General features: G+C 71.4%; 16 protein-coding genes. 7 read left to right on the plus strand and 9 right to left on the minus strand.

The window, feature by feature from the left end; all coding sequences use genetic code 11:
• The first annotated feature begins 42 nt into the window (after positions 1-42).
• Together KIH74_RS11370 and KIH74_RS11375 are read left to right on the plus strand one after the other, a co-directional pair.
• Complete coding sequence (locus KIH74_RS11370) at positions 43-1,635, plus strand: sensor histidine kinase (protein WP_214155825.1); 1,593 nt, start codon at positions 43-45, stop codon at positions 1,633-1,635.
• Positions 1,636-1,726: 91 nt separating this feature from the next.
• Positions 1,727-2,929 carry a Fic family protein gene (locus tag KIH74_RS11375; RefSeq protein ID WP_214155826.1) on the plus strand — a complete coding sequence of 401 codons (1,203 nt, stop codon included), beginning with the start codon at positions 1,727-1,729 and terminating at the stop codon, positions 2,927-2,929.
• A 31-nt stretch (positions 2,930-2,960) separates the two neighbouring features.
• On the opposite strand, the gene KIH74_RS11380 is transcribed toward KIH74_RS11375, so the two are convergent.
• Positions 2,961-3,929 carry an AraC family transcriptional regulator gene (locus KIH74_RS11380; protein ID WP_214155827.1) on the minus strand — a complete coding sequence of 323 codons (969 nt, stop codon included), beginning with the start codon at positions 3,927-3,929 and terminating at the stop codon, positions 2,961-2,963.
• 107 nt (positions 3,930-4,036) lie between these two features.
• On the opposite strand from KIH74_RS11380, the gene KIH74_RS11385 reads away from it, so the two are divergent.
• On the plus strand, positions 4,037-4,855 hold the full coding sequence (locus KIH74_RS11385; RefSeq protein WP_214155828.1) for an alpha/beta fold hydrolase: 819 nt from the start codon (positions 4,037-4,039) through the stop codon (positions 4,853-4,855).
• A gap of 55 nt (positions 4,856-4,910) precedes the next feature.
• Here the strand turns inward: KIH74_RS11385 and KIH74_RS11390 are convergent, their stop codons facing one another.
• Together KIH74_RS11390 and KIH74_RS11395 are read right to left on the minus strand one after the other, a co-directional pair.
• Positions 4,911-5,513 (minus strand): calcium-binding protein, encoded by a 603-nt coding sequence (locus tag KIH74_RS11390; RefSeq protein ID WP_214155829.1) that lies wholly within the window; start codon positions 5,511-5,513, stop codon positions 4,911-4,913.
• 130 nt (positions 5,514-5,643) lie between these two features.
• Positions 5,644-8,463 (minus strand): methyl-accepting chemotaxis protein, encoded by a 2,820-nt coding sequence (locus KIH74_RS11395; RefSeq protein ID WP_214155830.1) that lies wholly within the window; start codon positions 8,461-8,463, stop codon positions 5,644-5,646.
• 143 nt (positions 8,464-8,606) lie between these two features.
• Here KIH74_RS11395 and KIH74_RS11400 point away from each other — a divergent pair, with 143 nt between their 5' ends.
• The gene (locus KIH74_RS11400; protein WP_214155831.1) at positions 8,607-9,128 is read left to right on the plus strand and encodes a flavin reductase family protein; all 522 of its coding nucleotides are present in this window, start codon (positions 8,607-8,609) and stop codon (positions 9,126-9,128) included.
• Here KIH74_RS11400 and KIH74_RS11405 read toward each other — a convergent pair.
• Together KIH74_RS11405 and KIH74_RS11410 are read right to left on the minus strand one after the other, a co-directional pair.
• Positions 9,125-9,490 (minus strand): VOC family protein, encoded by a 366-nt coding sequence (locus KIH74_RS11405; protein ID WP_214155832.1) that lies wholly within the window; start codon positions 9,488-9,490, stop codon positions 9,125-9,127. The two genes, KIH74_RS11400 and KIH74_RS11405, sit on opposite strands and share 4 nt — an antisense overlap.
• Before the next feature lie 100 nt (positions 9,491-9,590).
• Complete coding sequence (locus KIH74_RS11410) at positions 9,591-10,616, minus strand: Clp protease N-terminal domain-containing protein (RefSeq protein ID WP_214155833.1); 1,026 nt, start codon at positions 10,614-10,616, stop codon at positions 9,591-9,593.
• Between the two features lie 172 nt (positions 10,617-10,788).
• On the opposite strand from KIH74_RS11410, the gene KIH74_RS11415 reads away from it, so the two are divergent.
• Both KIH74_RS11415 and KIH74_RS11420 read left to right on the plus strand, forming a co-directional pair.
• Complete coding sequence (locus tag KIH74_RS11415; RefSeq protein ID WP_214155834.1) at positions 10,789-11,421, plus strand: Atu4866 domain-containing protein; 633 nt, start codon at positions 10,789-10,791, stop codon at positions 11,419-11,421.
• A 156-nt stretch (positions 11,422-11,577) separates the two neighbouring features.
• The gene (locus KIH74_RS11420) at positions 11,578-11,883 is read left to right on the plus strand and encodes a hypothetical protein (protein ID WP_214155835.1); all 306 of its coding nucleotides are present in this window, start codon (positions 11,578-11,580) and stop codon (positions 11,881-11,883) included.
• 50 nt (positions 11,884-11,933) lie between these two features.
• On the opposite strand, the gene KIH74_RS11425 is transcribed toward KIH74_RS11420, so the two are convergent.
• Entirely contained in the window at positions 11,934-12,905 is a 972-nt protein-coding gene (locus KIH74_RS11425; protein WP_214155836.1) for a TerC/Alx family metal homeostasis membrane protein, read from the minus strand.
• Positions 12,906-13,004: 99 nt separating this feature from the next.
• Between KIH74_RS11425 and KIH74_RS11430 the strand changes: the two genes are divergently transcribed.
• Positions 13,005-13,988, plus strand: a complete 984-nt coding sequence (locus tag KIH74_RS11430; protein ID WP_214155837.1) for a Clp protease N-terminal domain-containing protein — start codon at positions 13,005-13,007, stop codon at positions 13,986-13,988.
• Here the strand turns inward: KIH74_RS11430 and KIH74_RS11435 are convergent.
• The 3 genes from KIH74_RS11435 to KIH74_RS11445 all read right to left on the minus strand — a co-directional run bounded on the left by KIH74_RS11435 (position 13,985) and on the right by KIH74_RS11445 (position 18,413).
• Entirely contained in the window at positions 13,985-14,683 is a 699-nt protein-coding gene (locus KIH74_RS11435) for a response regulator (RefSeq protein ID WP_214155838.1), read from the minus strand. The genes KIH74_RS11430 and KIH74_RS11435 overlap by 4 nt on opposite strands.
• Positions 14,680-16,275 carry a sensor histidine kinase gene (locus KIH74_RS11440; protein ID WP_214155839.1) on the minus strand — a complete coding sequence of 532 codons (1,596 nt, stop codon included), beginning with the start codon at positions 16,273-16,275 and terminating at the stop codon, positions 14,680-14,682. Before KIH74_RS11440 ends, KIH74_RS11435 begins: the two co-directional genes overlap by 4 nt.
• Before the next feature lie 140 nt (positions 16,276-16,415).
• Positions 16,416-18,413, minus strand: coding sequence for a beta-galactosidase (locus tag KIH74_RS11445; protein WP_214155840.1), 1,998 nt, complete (start codon positions 18,411-18,413; stop codon positions 16,416-16,418).
• Positions 18,414-18,630 lie beyond the last annotated feature (217 nt).

An 18,630-nucleotide genomic window follows, 5' to 3' on the forward strand; every position in this document is an offset into this window, starting at 1 on the left:
GCGAACGGTAGGGTGAGCGCGATGGGCGGTACGGGACGAAGGATGGCGAGAGCGGCACACCGGGCCGGCTGGCCACGGGTGCTGTACGAGGTCGTCCTGACCGGATGCTGTGCCCTCACCAGCGCCTTGCTGTACGCGGCCTACGCCCCGTCGCAGAGCCTGGTGACGGCGGCCCTGTTCGCACTCGCCGGACTGCTCGCCACCCTGGTCGTGCTGCCCCTGCGCCTGCTGCGCCCGGTCACGGCCCTGGTGCTCGGCGCCCTGCTGTCGCTGCCCACCTACGGCACCGGCCTGCCACTGATCGTGCTCAGCGCCGGGGCCGGCTACCGGGCGCGCCGTCCCCGCGCCGTCGTCGCCGGGTTCGCCGTCGTGCTGGTGACGAGCGTGCTGGGGGCGATCGGCCAGGCCGGCGGAAGCATGGTGTTCGGCGGGCTGCTCGGCGTGATGCTGTTCTGCGCCACCGCGGTGTTCCCGGCCGCCGTGGCCGCGACGATCGCCCAGCGCCGGCTGCTGGTGATGACCATGCACCAGCGCAACCTGGAGCTGCACGCGGAGCGCCTGCTGGTGGCCGGGCAGGCCCAGGCCCGCGAGCGCAACCGGATCGCGGCCGAGCTGCACGACTCGCTGGGGCACCGGCTCACCCTGATGTCGCTCTACACCGGCGGGCTCGCGCAGACGCTGACCGGGCCCGGCCCCTCGTCGTCCACCGTTGTGGCAGCCCCGCAGACCACGCAAACCATGCAGACCACGGAGGCGCTGTCGCTGCTGCGTGACACGTCGGCCCAGGCGATGTCCGAACTGCGGCAGATCCTGCGGATCCTGCACCAGGACGGGCCGGTGGAGGCCGCCGGGCGCTCGCTCGGTGAGGTGGAGCAGACGGTGGCGGCGGCCCGCGCCACCGGCACCGAGGTGGAGCTGATCCACTCCGGTGCGCCCCGCCCGCTGAGCCTGCTGGCCGAGCACGCCGCCTTCCGGGTGGTGCAGGAGGGCCTGACCAACGCGCTGCGGCACGCCGGCGGTGCGCCGGTGCGGATCGAGATCCGTTACGAGGAAGACGCTCTCGTGGTGGAGGTGGCCAACCGGCCGGGGCGCCCCTACCAGGGGGCGAGCACCGGGCAGGGCCTGCACGGCCTGGCCGAGCGGGTGCGTCTGGCGGGTGGGGTTCTGTCGCAGGGGTTCATGGACGACGAGGGCTTCCGACTGGCCGCCCTTCTTCCGTATGATTCGGAAGTGCCTGAGCCCGGCGACGATTCGGGGCAGGGCGACTTCCCGCAGCAGATCCGGCGCAGCAGCCGGCGTCAGCGCATCGGGCTGGTGGCGGTGGTCGCCGCCGTGCTGGTCTGCCTGGCCGCCGGGGTCGGGGCGTTCTTCGCGGCCGGTTCGCCGGAGCCGTTGCAGCAGAACGTCTTCGACTCGTTCCGCACGGGTGACGACGAGACCCGCGCCCGGGAGCTCCTGCCCTCCGCCCCGCTGGCCGTGCGCACCAGCCCGGGCGGCGCCTACTGCCAGATCTTCCTGGCCGACCTGTACGTGCAGCCGGAGAGCGGTGGCGAGGTGCGGTACGAGGTGTGCTTCAAGGACGGCGTGATGGAGAGCAAGCAGGTGCTGGACCCGCGGGCGGGGGACGTGGAGTAGGGCGGATCCTTGGCTTGAGAGCGCTCTTATTAAAGGATCCGGCATTATCCTTTAATAAGAGCGAGGCGTGTTAAAGGATCCGGAGGGGGCCATGGCGCGGGGATATGCGGTCGGTTACGAGGAGCGCGCCTGGGAGTCCGATGCCGCGACGATCGGTTCGTCTCGCCGCGCCCGGATGTCGGCGCGTGGGCCCTACCGGGCCGCGGTGCCCTCGTCGACGGCACGACGGGAGTTCTCCCTTCCCGCCGGGGTGGAGGCGGCCGCAGCGGATGCTCTGGCCGAGATCGTCCGTTTCGACGGAGAGCTCTCGGCCGTTGCCCTGGGCCATGACGGTGAATTCGCGCCGTTGGCAACAGTGTTGCTGCGCACCGAGTCCGCCTCCTCCTCCCAGATCGAGAACGTGACCGCCGGGGCCGAGGCGTTGGCCATGGCGACGCTGAACGAGCGCAGCGGGCCGAACACCGCCCTGGTCGCGGCCAATGTCGCCGCCATGCAACGCGCGGTCGAGATGGCGGAGGATCTCACCGAGCAGACCGTTCTGGCAGCCCATGGCGCACTGCTGAAAGGCCACGCCTACGCCCAGCCCGGCCGGTTCCGCGACGGCCAGGTGTGGATCGGCGGCACGCTGTCGAGTCCGCACACGGCGTCCTTCGTGCCGCCCCATGCGGAGCGGGTGACCGGGGCGATGGCCGACCTGATGGCCTTCTGCCGGCGCACCGACATCCCGGTGCTGACCCACGTGGCCATCGCCCACGCGCAGTTCGAGACGATCCATCCCTTCGCCGACGGCAACGGCAGGATCGGCCGGGTGCTGGTGCACGTCATGCTGAAACAGGCGGGCGCCACCCGGCGCCTGACCGTTCCGGTGTCGGCGGGCCTGCTGGTCGACCCGCCGGCGTACTTCGCGGCCCTGACCGCCTACCGGGACGGTGATGCGGCGCCGATCGTCGAGCGCTTCACCGAGGCGGCCTTCGCCGCCGTGGCCAACGGCCGGGCTCTGCACCAGGCCCTGGCCGAGCAGTACGCGGCCTGGGAAGGGCGGATCGGGGCGCGGCGTGACGCGGCGGTCTGGAGAGTGCTGCCACATCTGATCGGGCAGCCGGCGATCACGGTCGGATACGTCCAGGAGCAGGTGCGGGTGTCGGCCCCGGCGGCCCAGAACGCCGTCGACCAGCTGCTCGCGGCGGGAGTGGTGGTGCCCGCCACGGCAAATCGGCGCAACCGGGTCTGGCTGGCCGAGGGCGTGATCCGGGCGCTCGACGACTTCGCCGGCAGAGCCGGCCGGCGTGGCTGAGAATGCCGACCCGGCGCGGGTTCGCCTGGCGTCAGCCGGTGGACGACGGGGCGCGGGTGACGGGTCCCGCGTCGTCCGTCATTTCGGCTCGTGCGCGCTCGCGGAACTGGCCGGGAGACAGGCCGAGGGTGCGCTTGAACGCGTGGCTGAACGAGCTCTCGGTGGCGTAGCCCAGCGAGTGCGACAGCGAGGCGATCGTGACGTCGTCCTCGCGCAGCGCTCTCTCGGCCAGGCGCATGCGCCAGTGCAGCAGGTAGGTCAGCGGGGGGACGCCCGCGGCCTCGCGGAAGCGCTCGGCGAACGTGCTGCGCGACATCGCCACCGTGCGGGCCAGGTGCTCCAGGGTCCAGGCGCGGCCCGGGTCGGCCTGCATGGCGTGGGCGGCGGGGGCGAGGGCGGGGGTGGCCAGCACCCGCAGCCAGCTCGGCGGCCCGGCCGACGGGTCGGCCAGGAAGCCCCGCAGTACCTCGACGAACAGCAGGCCGGCGTACTGCCGGGCGGCGAAGGCCGAGCCGTTGCCCTCGGCCGACATCTCGGCGAGCAGCCGGTCGAGCAGCCAGTGCAGCACCGGCGCCTGGCCGTCCTGGGCCCGGATGTGGGTGACCGGCGGTAGCGCGGCCAGCAGCAGGTCCTCGCCGTTGCGGTCGAGCGCGATGTGGCAGCCCAGCACCGTGACGTCGGGGCTGTCACCCAGTTCGAGGGCGGCCCGGCCCTGGCGGCGGAACAGCTCCTCGCCGTCCTCGGGTTCCAGGTCGGGACGGCTGGACATGACCTGCTCCAGATCGCCGTGCACCACGGCGATGTCGCCCTCGGCCAGCAGCAGCTGCTTCCCGGATCCCGGCACGGTGAGCCAGAATTCGCCGCGCGCGGGCACCACCAGCATCAGCGGGGCGTAGGCCCGCAGGGTGAGCGACCAGGGGTGTCCGGCCAGCACGGCCCGGGCCAGCACGCAGTGGGCGTCGATCAGCGCGAGGGCGTCGGAAAGAGGGTCACCGGACACCTCCGTACTCTCGCGCAAGAGCGCCGGACGTTCAAACAAGGTATTTGGTCCCGGGACCTGCCAGGGTTGTCGGGACCGAACGTTCCTTCCCTGAAAGTCAGAGGACCATGCCCACCATCACCACCCCCGACGGTGTCGAGCTCTACTACACCGAGCACGGAACCGGGCAGCCCATCGTCTTCAGCCACGGCTGGCCGCTGAACTCCGACGCCTGGGCGCTCGAGCTCAAGGTGTTCGCCGACGCCGGCTACCGGGCCATCGCGCACGACCGCCGTGGTCACGGCCGCTCGTCCGCGACCAGCACGGGCAACGACATCGACCACTACGCCCAGGACCTGGCCGCCCTGGTCGAGGCCCTGGACCTGCGCGACGTCATCGTCGTGGGTCACTCCACCGGTGGTGGCGAGGTCGTGCGGTACGCCGCGCAGTACGCGAACGGCCGGGTGGCGCGCGTGGTCACCGTCGGCGCGGTGCCGCCGGTCATGGTGAAGAAGGACTCCAACCCGGACGGCCTGCCGATCGACGTGTTCGACGGCATCCGCTCCGCGGTGTTCAGCGACCGCTCGCAGTTCTGGAAGGACCTGTCCGAGTCGTTCTACGGCGCCAACCACGGCCGCGCCGTGTCGCAGGGGGCCAAGGACGACTTCTGGCGGATGGGCATGTCGGCGGACCTGGTCAGCGCCTACGACTGCGTGAAGGCCTTCTCCGAGACCGATTTCACCGAGGACCTGAAGGCCCTCGAGGTGCCGATCCTGATCGCCCACGGCGACGACGACCAGGTCGTGCCGATCCACGACGCCGCGCTGAAGTCGATCGAGCTGGTCAAGCAGGGCACGCTGAAGGTGTACGAAGGCGCCCCGCACGGCATCCACGGTGACTTCCAGCTCGCGCTGCACAAGGACATCCTGGCCTGGCTCGCCGCCTGACGCCTGGAGCATGATCTGTGAGGGCGCCCCCGGCCGGGCGCCCTCACCGGGCTCGTCAGCTGCGGTAGACGCCCTGGTAGAGCCGGTTCTTGCCGGTGCCGCCGAAGAGCTTGTCGGAACCCGCCTCGCCGGCCAGGAAGTCGTCACCGCTGTTGCCGTACAGGGTGTCGTCGCCGGTGCCGCCGTAGATCATGTCCGGCCCGGTGCCCCCGCTGATCCAGTCGTCGCCGGACAGTCCCTGCACCTGGTCCACGCCGGCCTCGGCGTAGACGGTGTCGTTGCCCTTGCCGCCGCTGATGATGTCGTCGCCCGCGCCGCCGTAGATCGTGTCGTTGCCGTTCTGGCCCTCGATCCAGTCGTCACCGCCGCCCCCGTAGACGATGTCGGCGCCCTTGCCCGCGTAGATCACGTCGTGGCCGGCGCCGCCGCAGATGATGTCGTTGCCACCCAGCCCGTCGATGTGGTCGACCCCGCCGAGCGCGACGATCACGTCGTTGCGCGGGGTTCCGACGATCTGGTCGGCGCCGTCGGTGCCCACGATCGTCGCCTTCCTGCCCCCGCACGAGGGCGTGGCGGCCTGGGCCGGAACGGCCGCGCCGAGCAGCAGGCCGCAGACCGCGACGGCGGTCGTGCCCAGGATGGTCCAGTGCTTACCCACGAAACCCGCTTTCTCACCAGCCGGGCCCGTCCGTGGGCCCGCGTGTTCCGCTGACGGTAGCGGGGATTCGCGAGTTTTTCGGGGGAACCGTGAGACTCAGGCGATGAGTTGCCGATTCGAGAGGGTCGACCTACCCCACGCCCGGCTCGGTGCCCCCGGGCGCCTCGGGCTCGCCGCCGGAGGTGTTCTCCAGTTCGCCGATCAGGCGCACCGCCTCGGCCACCAGCACCTGCTGGCCGCGGATGACGTCGGCCGCCGCCTCCACGTTGTCGTGCACCTTGTCGAGGGTGCCGCCGACCCGCTCGAACGCGGTCTCGGCCCGGCGGGCGGCCTCGTAGCCGTGGTTGATCTCCAGTTTCACGTCCTCGGCCAGCCGGGAGATCTCCAGGGCGGCCTGGTTGGAGCGGTCGGCCACGCGGCGCACCTCCTCCACGATCACCGCGACGCTGCGGTGATCCACCTGGTCGCGGTTCAGTTCCACGGTCATGCCGAACGCGGCCTGGTTGGACTGCCGGGACAGGTCGGCGAGGATCTGGGCGGCCTCGGCCACGTGGTTCACCGTGCGCTGCACCTGGCCGAACGAGAGCAGGGTGGCGGGCGCCGAGCTGCTGCCGGCCCGGGCCTCGTCGTGGGCCTGGCTGACCATCAGGTCGGAGCGGGTGCAGCGCCCGGCCGCGGTGGTGACGAGTTCGCCCAGCTTCTGAGCGGTCTCGGCCATCGCCCGGCTCTTCACCTGGAGCCGCTGCTGGAGACTGACGAAACCGGTGACGTCGTAGGCGTACTTGATCACCCGCAGCGGCCGGCCGTCCAGGCCCGGGATCGGGCTGTAGCTGGCCTGGATCCACACGTCCCGGCCGAACTTGCCCTTGCGGTGGAAGCGGCCGGAGATCAGCTCGCCCTTGCGCAGCCGCATCCAGAAGTCCCGGTAGGTGTCCGAGGTGACGTACTCCCGCGTGCAGAACATGCTGTGCGGCTGACCGAGGATCTCCTCCTGGGCGTAGCCCATGGTGCGCATGAAGTTCTCGTTGGCGGTCAGCAGCTTGCCGCCCAGGTCGAACTCCGCCACCGCCTGGGCCCGGTCGACGGCCCCCAGCCGCCCGGACAGCTCGGCGCTGCGCAGTTTCTCCCCGGTCACGTCGGTGGCGAACTTGACGATCTTGTAGGGCTTTCCGTCCGCCCCGAAGACCGGGTTGTAGGTGGCCCGGATCCACACCTCACTTCCGTCCTTGGTCACCCGGCGGTACTCGCCGCTGTTGAACTCGCCGCGCGCCAGCCGCTCCCAGAACAGGTCGTAGGCCGGGTCGGCGGCCTCGTCCGGGCGCACCAGCACCCGGTGGTGCTGCCCGGCCAGCTCGTCCGCGGTGTAGCCGAGCAGGTCCTGGAAATTCTGGTTGGCGCTGAGAATCGTTCCGTCGGTGGCGAACTCGATCACCAGCTGAGAACGGTCGATCGCGGTCATCTTCCCGGCGTAGTCGGCGGCCCGCATCTTCTCGGCGGTCACGTCGAGCGCGTACTTGATCACCTTCCACGGCCGCCCGTCCGGGTCGAGCACCGGGTTGTAGGTCGCCCGCAGCCACACGTCCTCACCGCTCGCGGAGCGGCGCCGGAACTCCCCGGTGACGAACTCGCCCCGCCGCAGCCGGTGCCAGAACTCCTCGTAGTCGGCCTCGTCGGTGTCGGCGGCGAGGAACATCCGGTGGTGCCGGCCGATCACGTCGTCCAGCTCGTACCCCATCACCCGCAGGAAGTTCTGGTTCGCGGTGATCACCGTTCCGTCGAGCCCGAACTCGATCACCGCCTGGGACCGGTCGATGGCCACCACCTTGCCCTCGAACTCGGCCGTGCGGTTCTTCTCCGCGGTGATGTCGAGCGCGTACTTGATCACCTTCCACGGCCGCCCGTCCGGGTCGAGCACCGGGTTGTAGGTGGCCTGGAGCCAGATGTCACGGTCGTCGCGGCCCAGCCGGTGGAACTCGCCGGAGATGAACTCGCCGTTCCGCAGCCGGCTCCAGAACTCCTGGTAGGCAGCGGATTCGGCGTAGTCCGGGAGGACGAAGGCGCGGTGGTGGAAGCCGACCACCTCGGACCGGTCGTAGTCCATGATGCTCAGGAAGTTGTCGTTCGCCTCGAGCACGGTTCCGTCCAGGGCGAATTCGATCACCGCCTGGGAGCGGTCGATCGCGCTGACCTTCCCCTCCAGGTCGGTGCGCCGGCGCATCTCGTCGCCGGCGTCCTCGGCGATCAGCACGATCCGCGCGACCCGGCCGTCGATGCCCGGGATCGGGATGTAGTGCCCCCGCAGCCAGACCGGCTCGCCGTCGGCCGTGCGGCGCCGGAAGACGCCGTCGACCGGTTCGCCCGGCACCTGCGTCCACAGCTCGCGCAGCCCGGCGTCGTCGCCGGCCTGCGGGTCGCACAGCGTGTCGTGCGGCCGGCCGACCAGATCGGCCTCCGCGTGACCGAACAGCTCCAGCGCCCGTTCGTCGGCCTGGGTGATCTCTCCTGACGGGGTGAACTCGATCCGCAGCGACCTCGCCGTCAGCGCGCCCAGCTCGGCCTGCCACCCGGCCATCATCTCCACCGTCTCGCTGAGGTCGCGCAGCACCAGCAGGGTGCGCTCACCGGCCTGGGCCCGGTGCACCAGCCGCACGGCCAGCGTGGTGCCGCCGGCGGTCAGGGCCAGGGGTGGTTCGGCCGTGGACCAGCCGCCGGGTTGCGGCCGCGGGCCGGGCAGCTCGATCAGCCGCCGGTCGAGCACCTGCTCCACGGTGCGGCCGGTGAGCTCGTCGTCGCCCAGGCCCAGGGCCCGGGCGGTGCCGGGGGTGACCGAGACGATCGACTCGCTCCCGGCGTCCACGACCAGCACCAGGAAACCGGACGTCACGATGTCCACACAGGCGGCCGTCAGGAGGTCCTCGTCGACGCCGAGGGCGAGTGTGTCGTCGGTCACCCGATCTCTGTCGACCGGTGGGCGCGGATGGTTGAGAGTGGTCGTGAGCACAGGACGATTCGGCGCCCCCTGCTTGACCTGAACTCGACTTGAGGTCCTAGCGTGCTGTCGCACGCCCCTGATCGACTGGAATGAAGGCCTTGATGACGTCTGTGACCCCCGATCCTGCGGGCGAATCGCTCAACGAGCGCTTCCGGGCGGGCTTCCGCCGGCACGCCGCGGGGGTGAGCCTGGTGACGTGTGCCACCCCGGACGGGCCGGTGGGCCTGACCGCGTCGAGCGTGGCCTCGGTCAGTGCCACACCGCCCATGCTCTCGTTCTCCGTGTTGCGGTCGAGCGAGTCCGGCGCGGTGCTGGTGTCGAGCGAGCGGCTGAGCGTGACCGTTCTGGGGGAGGACGACGCGGAGGTGGCCGCGGCCTTCGCCCGGCGCGGTGCCGAGAGGTTCACACCGGACCAGGGATGGGTGGACGGCGACGGCGGCCTGCCCGTGCTGAAGACCGCCCCGGTGGTGATGTGGGGCCGGACCGCACGGGTGATCCCGGCCGGTGAGTCGTGGCTGGTGCTGGTCGAGGTGACCGACGTGGAGCTCGGTCCGGCCGCCGGGCCGCTGGTGTACTGGAACCGCGGCTACCGGCGGGCGACCGACCCTCTGCCGGGCCGTTAGTCGAGCGGCGACACCCGGATCAGGTTGCCGTCGGGGTCGGCGATCACGAACGTGCGGCCGAACACCTCGTCGTGCGGTTCCTCGATCACGGTGACGCCCTTGGCCGTCCACTCCTGATAGGTGCGGTCGACGGCCTCGCCGGAGCCGGGCAGCATGAGCCCGACCTCGGAGGTGCGCGGTGTGGCCGGGCCGACCTGCTCGGCGCGCCCGCTCCAGAGCGAGAACAGCACGCCCGGCGCGACCTCGAAGGGCACGTAGCGCGGGGTGATCATGCTCGGCTCGATGGCGAACAGGTCGCGGTAGAACGCGGTGGCCCGCTCGACGTCGGTGACGTAGATCAGGAACAGGTTCGGGGCTGCCACGGTGGTGCTCCTCTCCGGCAGGCCGCGGGCCGGCCGCCGGGAGACAGCATGGCGCGGGGGTCCGACAGTCTTGGCGGCACGTTGCTCGGGCGGCGGGTTCTCAGGCCGCCGCTCCTCGGGCTGCCGCCTGCTCGGCGAGCCGCCGGGAGAGCTCCGCCGGGTCCACGTCGAGCTGACGCAGCAGGCGCACGCAGCGGTTACCCGGCTCGGCCAGCAGGCGGCGCAGCAACTCCCCGGTGCCGACCGGGAAGCCCTTGAGCTGTTTCCGCAGGGGTACCGCGTCCTTGCCCAGGTCACCTTCCGCGCCCAGGTCACCGGCCACGATCGCGGCCCGTACCCGGACATGGTCGAGGCCGGCGTCCGTCAGTACCGGTCCGGCGTCGGAGTCCTCCTGGGTGTCGCGGGTCGTCCGGGGGTGGGCCTGCGCCACCGCGTGGGTGGTCAGTACGGCGAGCAGCAGGTCGTCGCTGCGCACGCGGCCACCGTGCCGGGCGGCGATCTCCCCGGCCTCCAGGCGGGCCCACAGTCCCGGGTGCTGCGCCGGGTTCAGCGGCAGCACCCGCACCATCAGCGTGGTCCAGAACTGGCCCAGCTCGCGCGGCCGGTAGCGACGGCGCCCGAGCAGGGCGTCGCGCGTGGCCCGCAGTTCGGGCGGCATCGGGTCGTCACGCACCAGCGGCCTGCCCTCCCGCAACGACTCGCGCAACTCCGGCACGGAGACCCCGGACTCGGTGAGGTAGCGCACCGCCCGGCAGTCCGGGTCGTCGAGCAGAGCGGCCAGAAGATCGACGGCGGACCGCTCCTGACCCACACCGGCGAGCGGAGGCCGCAGCCGGCACCGCTCCAGGGCCTGCGCCGTCGGGGCGCTGCACGGCATCTCGTCGTCGTGCACGGTGACCGTGACCGAGCCCGGCTCGGTCAGTTCCCCGGTGTCGTCCAGCACCTCGCGGTGGGCGTCCCGGGTGACCACCTGGTAGGTCAGGTCGTACGGGGCCAGAAAAGCCTCCACCCGCTCGTCTTTCAGCAGGCGGGACAGCAGGCGGTGGGTACCGGCCGGACGGCTGTAGGCGAAGAACGGGCGGAGCACGCGGCGCAGGGCCCGGTCGGCGGGGAAGGTCGGGGTCATGCCGAAGAGCCTGGCCGAGAAGGCGCGGCCCGGCGTCGTCCTCAGGTAGTGATCCGGCCGGAGGCCGTTGCGACGAAAGTCGCATGCGGCGAGAACGCTTCGGGTCTGGGTGGGTGTGACGCACCCGGTGTGCCGCCACCGCACCGCGCCTAGGGTCGGAGCCATGAGTGGCATGAGTACTGACCTGCTGATCACCGGCGTCTCGATCCTCACCCTGACCGGCCCGGCCGGCCCGGCGGCCACGGACGTGAGCGTGACCGGGGGCCGGGTGACCGCCGTCGGCGGCCCGCGCGAACCTGCCCGCCGCACGATCGACGGCGCCGGGGCGGTGCTGGTACCCCTGGCCGACCGGACCGTGGAGGAGGGGCGCCCGGCCGCAGAACGCTTCCGCGACAAGGAGATCGCGGCCGGGAACGCGGCCACGTTCGTTCTGGTGGACCGCCCGGTGAGCCGGGGCGAGGCACTCGACCAGCTGGTGGTGCGCCCGGCGGGTCTGCGCGCCGTGGTGCTGGCGGGAGAGGTGGTGGTCGGGCCCGGTGGGGAGCCGGTGACCGGTATCGGCCCCCTGGCCCCGGCCGACCCGCGGCTGGGCACCTGGATCGACCGCTCCGGGTACCTGCACCAGGCCCTCGACGCGCAGGGTCGTTACGACGAGACCCGCGCCGGGCGCCGGCACGCCTGGCAGGGCCGCTACTGGGTGGGTGGGGACCGCATCGTCTATCTGGACGACACCGGGTTCTGGGCGTTCGGTGAGTTCGTGCGCGGCGAACTGCATCACGCGGGCTACGTGATGCGCCAGGGGTGAACGGGGCACGGGCCGTCCGCCGTCCACACGCGGTTTCGTGAACGGTGCATCTCGCGGTTACCGTGATCCTCCCGGAAAGTGGTCGCAGGGTTGACTACTGTTCCCGGGAGATGGATCCGACGTCGGGGCTCGCCGACAACGGGAGGTGCAGTGGCGGTGAAAGACCTGAACCGGGCCATCACCGGAACGGTCGACGAATTCTCCATGGCCTACGACAGATCGGCCCGCGCACTCGAATTGGCCCAGGTCGGGCGGCATGACGAGGCGGAGCGCGACATGGCCGTGGCCCTCGCGGTCACGCCCAACAGCGCCTGGGCCCACCTGCGCCTGGCCCGCCTGTACCTGTTACGTGGCGACGTGGCCGGCATGGGCGCGGCGTTGCGGCAGGCGATGGAGACCAGCGAGCCCCCGCTCACCGACCAGCAACGGGCGATGGCGGAGGCCCTGCTGCGTCTGGGCTGAAAGCCTCGAAACGGTTACGAAGTGCAGATTCCGAGGAGACACCGGACGTCCTAGGGCGTGTGCCGGCGTGCCGACACGGCCAGGCTCGCGACCGTGGTGATGACCAGGGTGCCGATGATGACGGTGAGCGAGAGCCAGATCGGGATCTCACCGCCGAACGGAGCCCAGTCCGCCCAGTGGTACTCGTGCAGGGCGTGCAGCACCAGCTTCACGCCGATGAAGGCCAGGATGAACGACAGGCCCAGCGACAGGTAGACCAGCTTCTGGAGCAGGCCGCCGATCAGGAAGTAGAGCTGCCGCAGTCCCATCAGGGCGAACACGTTGGCGGTGAACACCAGGTAGGCCTCCTGGGTCAGGCCGTAGATCGCCGGGATCGAGTCCAGCGCGAACAGCAGGTCGGTGCTGCCCAGGGCGATGATGACGAACAGCATCGGGGTGATGTGCCGGCGGCCGTCACGCACCACGGTCAGGGCGCTGCCCTGGAACTCCCCGGTGGAGGGGAAGCGCCGCCCGACGAATCGCATCAGGGCGTTCTCCGGCACCTCCTCCTCGTCGTCCCCGTGGTTGCGGTAGTCGGCCACCAGTTTCGCGGCGGTGTACACCAGGAAGGCGCCGAAGATGAAGAACACCCAGGAGAACCGGTCGATGGCGGCGGCCCCGACGGCGATGAACACGGCCCGGAAGATCAGGGCCAGGATGATGCCGACGGTCAGGGCGTACTGCTGAAGCTGGCGTGGCACAGCCAGTTTCGACATGATGATGAGGAAGATGAACAGGTTGTCCACCGACAGGCTGTACTCGGTCAGCCAGCCGGCGAAGAACTCCCCGGCGTACCGTGAGCCGGCGGTGGCCCACACCCCCAGGCCGAACACCACGGCCAGTGCGACGAACACGCCGACGAAGGTCCCCGCCTCCTTCATCGACGGCTCGTGCACGTTGTGCCCGATCACGAACACGTCGACGGCGAGCAGCGCGACGAGCACCGCCGCGGTGATCAGCCAGGTGTACAGATGGACGTTCACGAACGGAGCAATCGGCAGGTCCGGAGTACGACTTCAGTAGTACGCGATCTCAGACCGGTGGACGACGCGGGCGCGGCGTCACCGCAGCAGGATCAGGACATGACCACGACGCCGTTCCCCGGCAGCGACGAGTTCGACCGGGTCTGGGCCCGGGCCTGTTTCCACGCCGGTGAGGTCGTCGGCACCCACCACCTGCTGCGCGGCCTGCTGCACGTGCCCCGGATCGAGCAGGCGCTCGACGTCTACGGGGTGACTCCGCTGGTGCTGCGTGAGCTGGTCGCCCGGGAGGCCCCGGAACCCGGTTCGGTGGAACGTCTGCTGGGCGTCACGGTGCGGCCGGCCCGGTTCAGCAACGCGGCGGCGGCTGCGCTGGACCGCTGCCAGGCCCGGCCCCCGGTCGAGGGCTTCGCGGCCGGGGCCGGCGGGGGTCGCGACGAGCGGGGTGCCGTCGACCTGCTGCTGGCGGTGCTCGGCGACTCGCAGTGCCGGGCGGTGGGCATCCTGGCCGAGTGCGGTGTGGAGATCGAGGAACTGAAGACGGCGCTGCGCGAGCACCGCACCCCGATCCACCCCGACTCCACGCCCGTCGACCTGCGCCGCACCCGCGACGCGCTGCTCGGCCGCACCCGCTACCGGGTGCAGGGGCGTGGCCTGCCGGCCTGGCTGCGCAACCTGGTGGCGGGGTCGGCGTCGCTGAACTACGCCACCCAGCCGGTGCTCTGGGTGCGGCTGGAGGCCGGCGAGCTGGCCCGCCGGCAGGGCCGCCGGATGCGCTCGGACGACGTGCTGCTGGCCCTGCTCACCACCTACGAGGTGGCGCTCGCCCATCCGCACCTGGTCGGCCCGCAACGGCACCGGTACGGCGGCGGGCGGACACTGCTGGCCGCCGGGATCGACCACGACCGGGTACGGGCGGCCATGGCCGGCCCGGCCGGCCCCGACCGGGTGCCGCTGCCCGGCCCGCCCGGCGACTGGCCGCAGGACACCTCGCAGATCCTGGAGCGGCTGGTCTGCGTGGAGGGCAACCACGGCGCCCGCGTGCTGCGGTCGCTCGGGGTGGACCCGAGCGAGCTGACGGTCTAGTTCTGCACGAGCCCGAAGCGGTGCGCGATCAGCGCCGCCTGCACCCGGTTGTCGCAGCCCAGCTTGGTCAGCACCCGGCTGACATGGGTCTTCACCGTGGCCTCGCTGATCCACAGCTGCGTGCTGATCGCCGCGTTCGACAGGCCCTGCGCCACCAGCACCAGCACCTCGCGCTCGCGGGCGCTGAGCTCCTCCAGCCCGCGGGCGGCGAACTCCGGCACGGCGATGCCGGGGGCCGGGGTGCCGGCCGGAACCGCCCGGGGCGCGGTCGTGTTCATCCCGTCGAGCAACTGCCGGGTGACGGCGGGGGAGAGGAACGCGTCACCGTTCGCCGCCGCCCGGATCGCCCGCCCCAGGTCGTCCGGCGCCGCGTCCTTCAGCAGGAACCCGGCCGCGCCGCCGGCCAGCGCGCGGGTGACGTAGTCGCTCTCGCCGAACGTGGTCAGGATGATGACCACCGCCTCCGGCCACTGCGCCCGCAGCGAGGTCAGGGCGGTGAGGCCGTCGGTGCCGGGCATCTGCACGTCCATCAGCACCACGTCGGGCCGGTGCCGCAGGGCGGTGTCCACGGCCTCCGCGCCGTCACCGGCCTCCCACAGCACCTCGATGCCCTGCACCATCGACAGCACGAACTTGATGCCCCCGCGGACCAGCGCGTCGTCGTCGGCGATCAGCACGCGGATCGGGTCGCTCATTCGGTGTCCTCCGTCTGGATCTTCTTCTTGCCGACGACCACGTCGTCGCGGTAACAGATGCGATAGGTGAGGGTGGAGAAGTCGTCCCAGTCCTGGTCGGCCACGTCGCCCTCGTAGGTCTCGCAACGGGTTCCGTCCGGATCGGTGGTCACCCCCAGCGGCTCGGCGGGCAGCAGGTGACGCAGCCGGTCGCGTTCGTCGCCCACCTGGACCGACTGGAAAACGTTGGCCTGCAACGGTTCCACGTACTCCGTCACGGCGAACGCCCCGACGCACGACGACAGTGCCACCAGCAGCGACGCGCACACCGCCACCAGGCCGATCTTCTGGCGACGGCTGTTGCGCCGGATGTCCTGCGGGAAATCTCCCGGCCCGTCGGTACTTCCGGGACCGGGCACCTCGGCTCGGTAGGGCAGCACCGCGCCGAGCCGGAACCCGCCGTCGTCCGTGGCACCGTGCGACAGCACCCCACCCGCGAGCCGCACCCGCTCGGCCAGGCCGTGCAGCCCCTGCCCGCTTCCCTGGCCACTCAGCGGACCGGAACCGTTCTGCGCCGGGCCGTTACGCACCTCCAGCAGCAGGGCGTCGTCCTCGTAGCGCACCTCGACCCGCACCGCCGCGCCGTGGGCGTGCTTGAGGGCGTTCGTGATGCCCTCCTGCACCACCCGGAATCCGGCGTGCCCGGCCATCAGCCCGAGCGGCCGCGGTTCGCCCACCCGCTCCAGCCCGATCGAGGTGCCGGTGCGCCGCGCCGCCGCCACCGTCGGCTCCACCTCGTCCATCGACCGCCCGGCCGGCGCGCCGTCGTCGTCCTGGTGCAGCACCTTCAGAATCTGCCGCAGCTCGGACATCGCCTGCACCGAGGTGTCGCGCAGCAGTCCCATCGCCTGCTCACGGGCCGCCGGTTCCAGAACGGTGGACGACGAGGGCCCGGACAGCCCACCCGCGTACATCGACATCAGCGTGAGCCGGTGCCCCAGTGAGTCGTGCAGCTCGGCCGCGATCCGGTTGCGCTCGCGGGCCTGGGCCTGCCCGGCCACCAGCAGGCGCTCCGCGTGCAGCTCCAGGTTGCGCTGGTGCATGGTCATCACCAGCAGCCGGCGCTGGGCGATCATCGCGCCGATCGCGCCGGGCAGCGCGCAGAAGCAGGCGAACAGGGTCACGGCCAGCAGCGCCCCGAACACGCCCCGGCCGTCTTCCTGGAGCATCACCCCGGGGAAGCAGCAGAGCGCGGCGACCAGATAGCCCAGGGTGATGGCCACCGGGTTCTTCGCCCGGTAGCCGGTGCCGAAGCTGAGCAGCGCCAGCATCACCGAGGCCCCGCCGCCGGGAACGGTGACGACCGACCCGAGGGCCATCGCGGTCACCGGCCGCACCAGGCGTAGCGGGATCAGCACCAGCGTGGCCAGGGTGGCCGTGATCGTGACGGCGATCTGCACCGGCAGCGGCCACTCGGGGCCGAAGGCGATGCTCCCGAGCAGGGTGAGCAGCGTGCAGAACAGGGCGAGCACGCACTCGTACACGAGTCGGCCGCGGTTCGCCGTGCGCACGGCGAACCACCAGGTGGCAGCCGTTCGGGTCAGGGAGCTCATCGGGCGAACAGCTTAGGGCCTGCCCTGTGCGGCGATGAGGTGTGCGCGCCGCGGACCCGGTGACTCGAGGAGGATCGTCACCGGGCCGCGGCGCGCGCCGGTCGGGAGCGCTTCCGCGGCCGAACTGAGGGGGTGAGCGCTCAGCGGCGGAAGATCCGGACGCCCCCGGCCGGGATCTTGGCGCTGCCGGCGCAGGTCTCGCCGGTCAGCAGGTCGGTGCCGTCGATGGTCAGGTCGACCGGGGTGACGGCGTGGTTGACGGCGAAAACGTACTCGGCGCCGTCGGTCCCGTGCCGCGAGACCAGCTCCAGGTCCCACGGGAGGTCCCGCTCCACGGTGATCCCGGCCAGGTCGAGCACCGGGTCGGTCACCGCCGCCAGAACGGTGTGGTCGAGCACCGTGGACACGTAGGTGGCGGTACCCGCGCCCAGGGTGCGGCGGGTCACCGCGGCCCGGCCGGCGGCCGGCCCGTCCAGGTAGGCCAGCACCGTCTCCGCCCCAAGGGGCAGCAGGTCCTCGGCCCAGACCCGCCCGCGCACGTCGCCGGTCAGGGTCACCGTGCCCTCGGCCGGCAGCGGCAGCACCTCCTCCACGCTCACCTGGAGCAGCTCGCGCAGCGCACCGTTCCAGCCGCCCGGGTGCACGGCGTCGTCCTGGTCCACCACACCGGAGAACGGACCCACCACCAGGTGCCCGCCCGCCTCCACGTAGGCCGTCAGGTTGGCCACCGCCTCCGCGGTGAGCAGGTAGGACGCCGGCGCGAACACCGCCGCGTACTGGCTGAGATCGCCTGCCGGACGGGCGAAGTCGACCGTGACCTTGTCACGCCACAGCCGCTCGTAGTACTCCCGCACCTGGGCCCGCGGGGCCAGGTCGACGCTGGGCCGCCAGTCCAGGTCCTGCGCCCACAGGCTCTCCCAGTCCCAGAGGATCGCCGCCCGGGCCCGCACCGTGGAGCCGCGCACCACATCCAGGTCGCCCAGGGTGGAACCGAGCCGCACGACCTCCTCGAACACCCGGCTCTTCGCCCCGGCGTGCGGAAGCATGGCGGAGTGGAACTTCTCGGCGCCGCGCCGGGACGCCCGCCACTGGAAGAACAGGATGGCGTCCGCACCGCGCGCCAGATGGCTCAGCGAGTTACGGGCCATCTCGCCCGGCCGCTTGGCCAGGTTGCGGGGCTGCCAGTTCACCGCCGACGACGAGTGTTCCATCAGGATCCACGGACGCCCGCCCGCCAGGGAGCGGGTCAGGTCGGCGTCGAGCGCGAGACCGACCTGACTGCGCGGGTCGGCCGCGGTCAGGTAGTGGTCGTTCGCCACCACGTCGACCTCCCGCGACCACTTCCACAGATCCATCGACGGGCAGTTGGTGGCCATGAAGTTGGTGGTCACCGGGATGCCGGGGGACAGCTCGTGCAGGATGTCGCGCTCGCGGGTGAAGCAGCCCAGCAGCTCGTCGTTGGAGAAGCGGGCGAAGTCGAGGCGGTGGGCCGGGTTCGAGGTGGTGGCCGACAGTGCGGGCACGCCGACCTGGCTCCACTCGCCGTAGGTCTGGCCCCAGAAGGCCGTTCCCCAGGCGGTGTTCAGCGCGTCCAGGGTGCCGTACCGCTGCTTCAGCCACTCCCGGAACGCCGCGGCGCTCACCTCGCAGTAGCACTCGGAAACCGGTGCGCCGTACTCGTTGTGCACGTGCCAGAGAGAGACGGCCGGGTGATTCCCGTAGCGTTTCGCCAACTCGGTGGTGATTCTGCCCGCGGCATCGGCATATTCGGGGGACGACGGGCAGCAGATGCCGCGCGATCCGGTGGCCTGCACCGAGCCGTCCCGGTTGACCACGCGCACGTGCGGGTTCTGCTGCCAGAACCAGGCCGGCGGCACCACGGTGGGTGTGCCCAGGTCGACCCGGATGCCGGCGCCGTGCAGGCCCTCGATCACCCGGTCGAGCCAGCCGAAGTCGAACTCGCCCGGCCGCGGCTCCAGCAGCGCCCAGGAGAAGATGCCGATGCTGACCAGGTTGACCCCGGCCCGGCGCATCAGTTCCAGGTCCTCGGTCCAGACCTCTTCCGGCCACTGCTCGGGGTTGTAGTCACCACCGAAGCTGAGTGCCTGCACTCCGGGCAACCAGCTCTGGTCGCTCATGGACTCACACCCTTACTGACGAACGGCATCGCGCCGACCGGACAGATCGGCGAGGCGGTGTGTGCACGGTCCCACAGCTTCGCCCGATCGCCAACCCCCTGATCCGGCTGCATATCGACTGGTGTCGGGTTCATGGCAAAGCGTTGACAAGTGCGTTTCTGGGTGCCACGTTGTGACCGGTCCCACGCGGCGTCGCATGATGACGCTGCCTCGCTTC

Origin of the sequence: Kineosporia corallincola (genome assembly GCF_018499875.1) — a bacterium.
Taxonomy (GTDB): Bacteria; Actinomycetota; Actinomycetes; order Actinomycetales; family Kineosporiaceae; genus Kineosporia; species Kineosporia corallincola.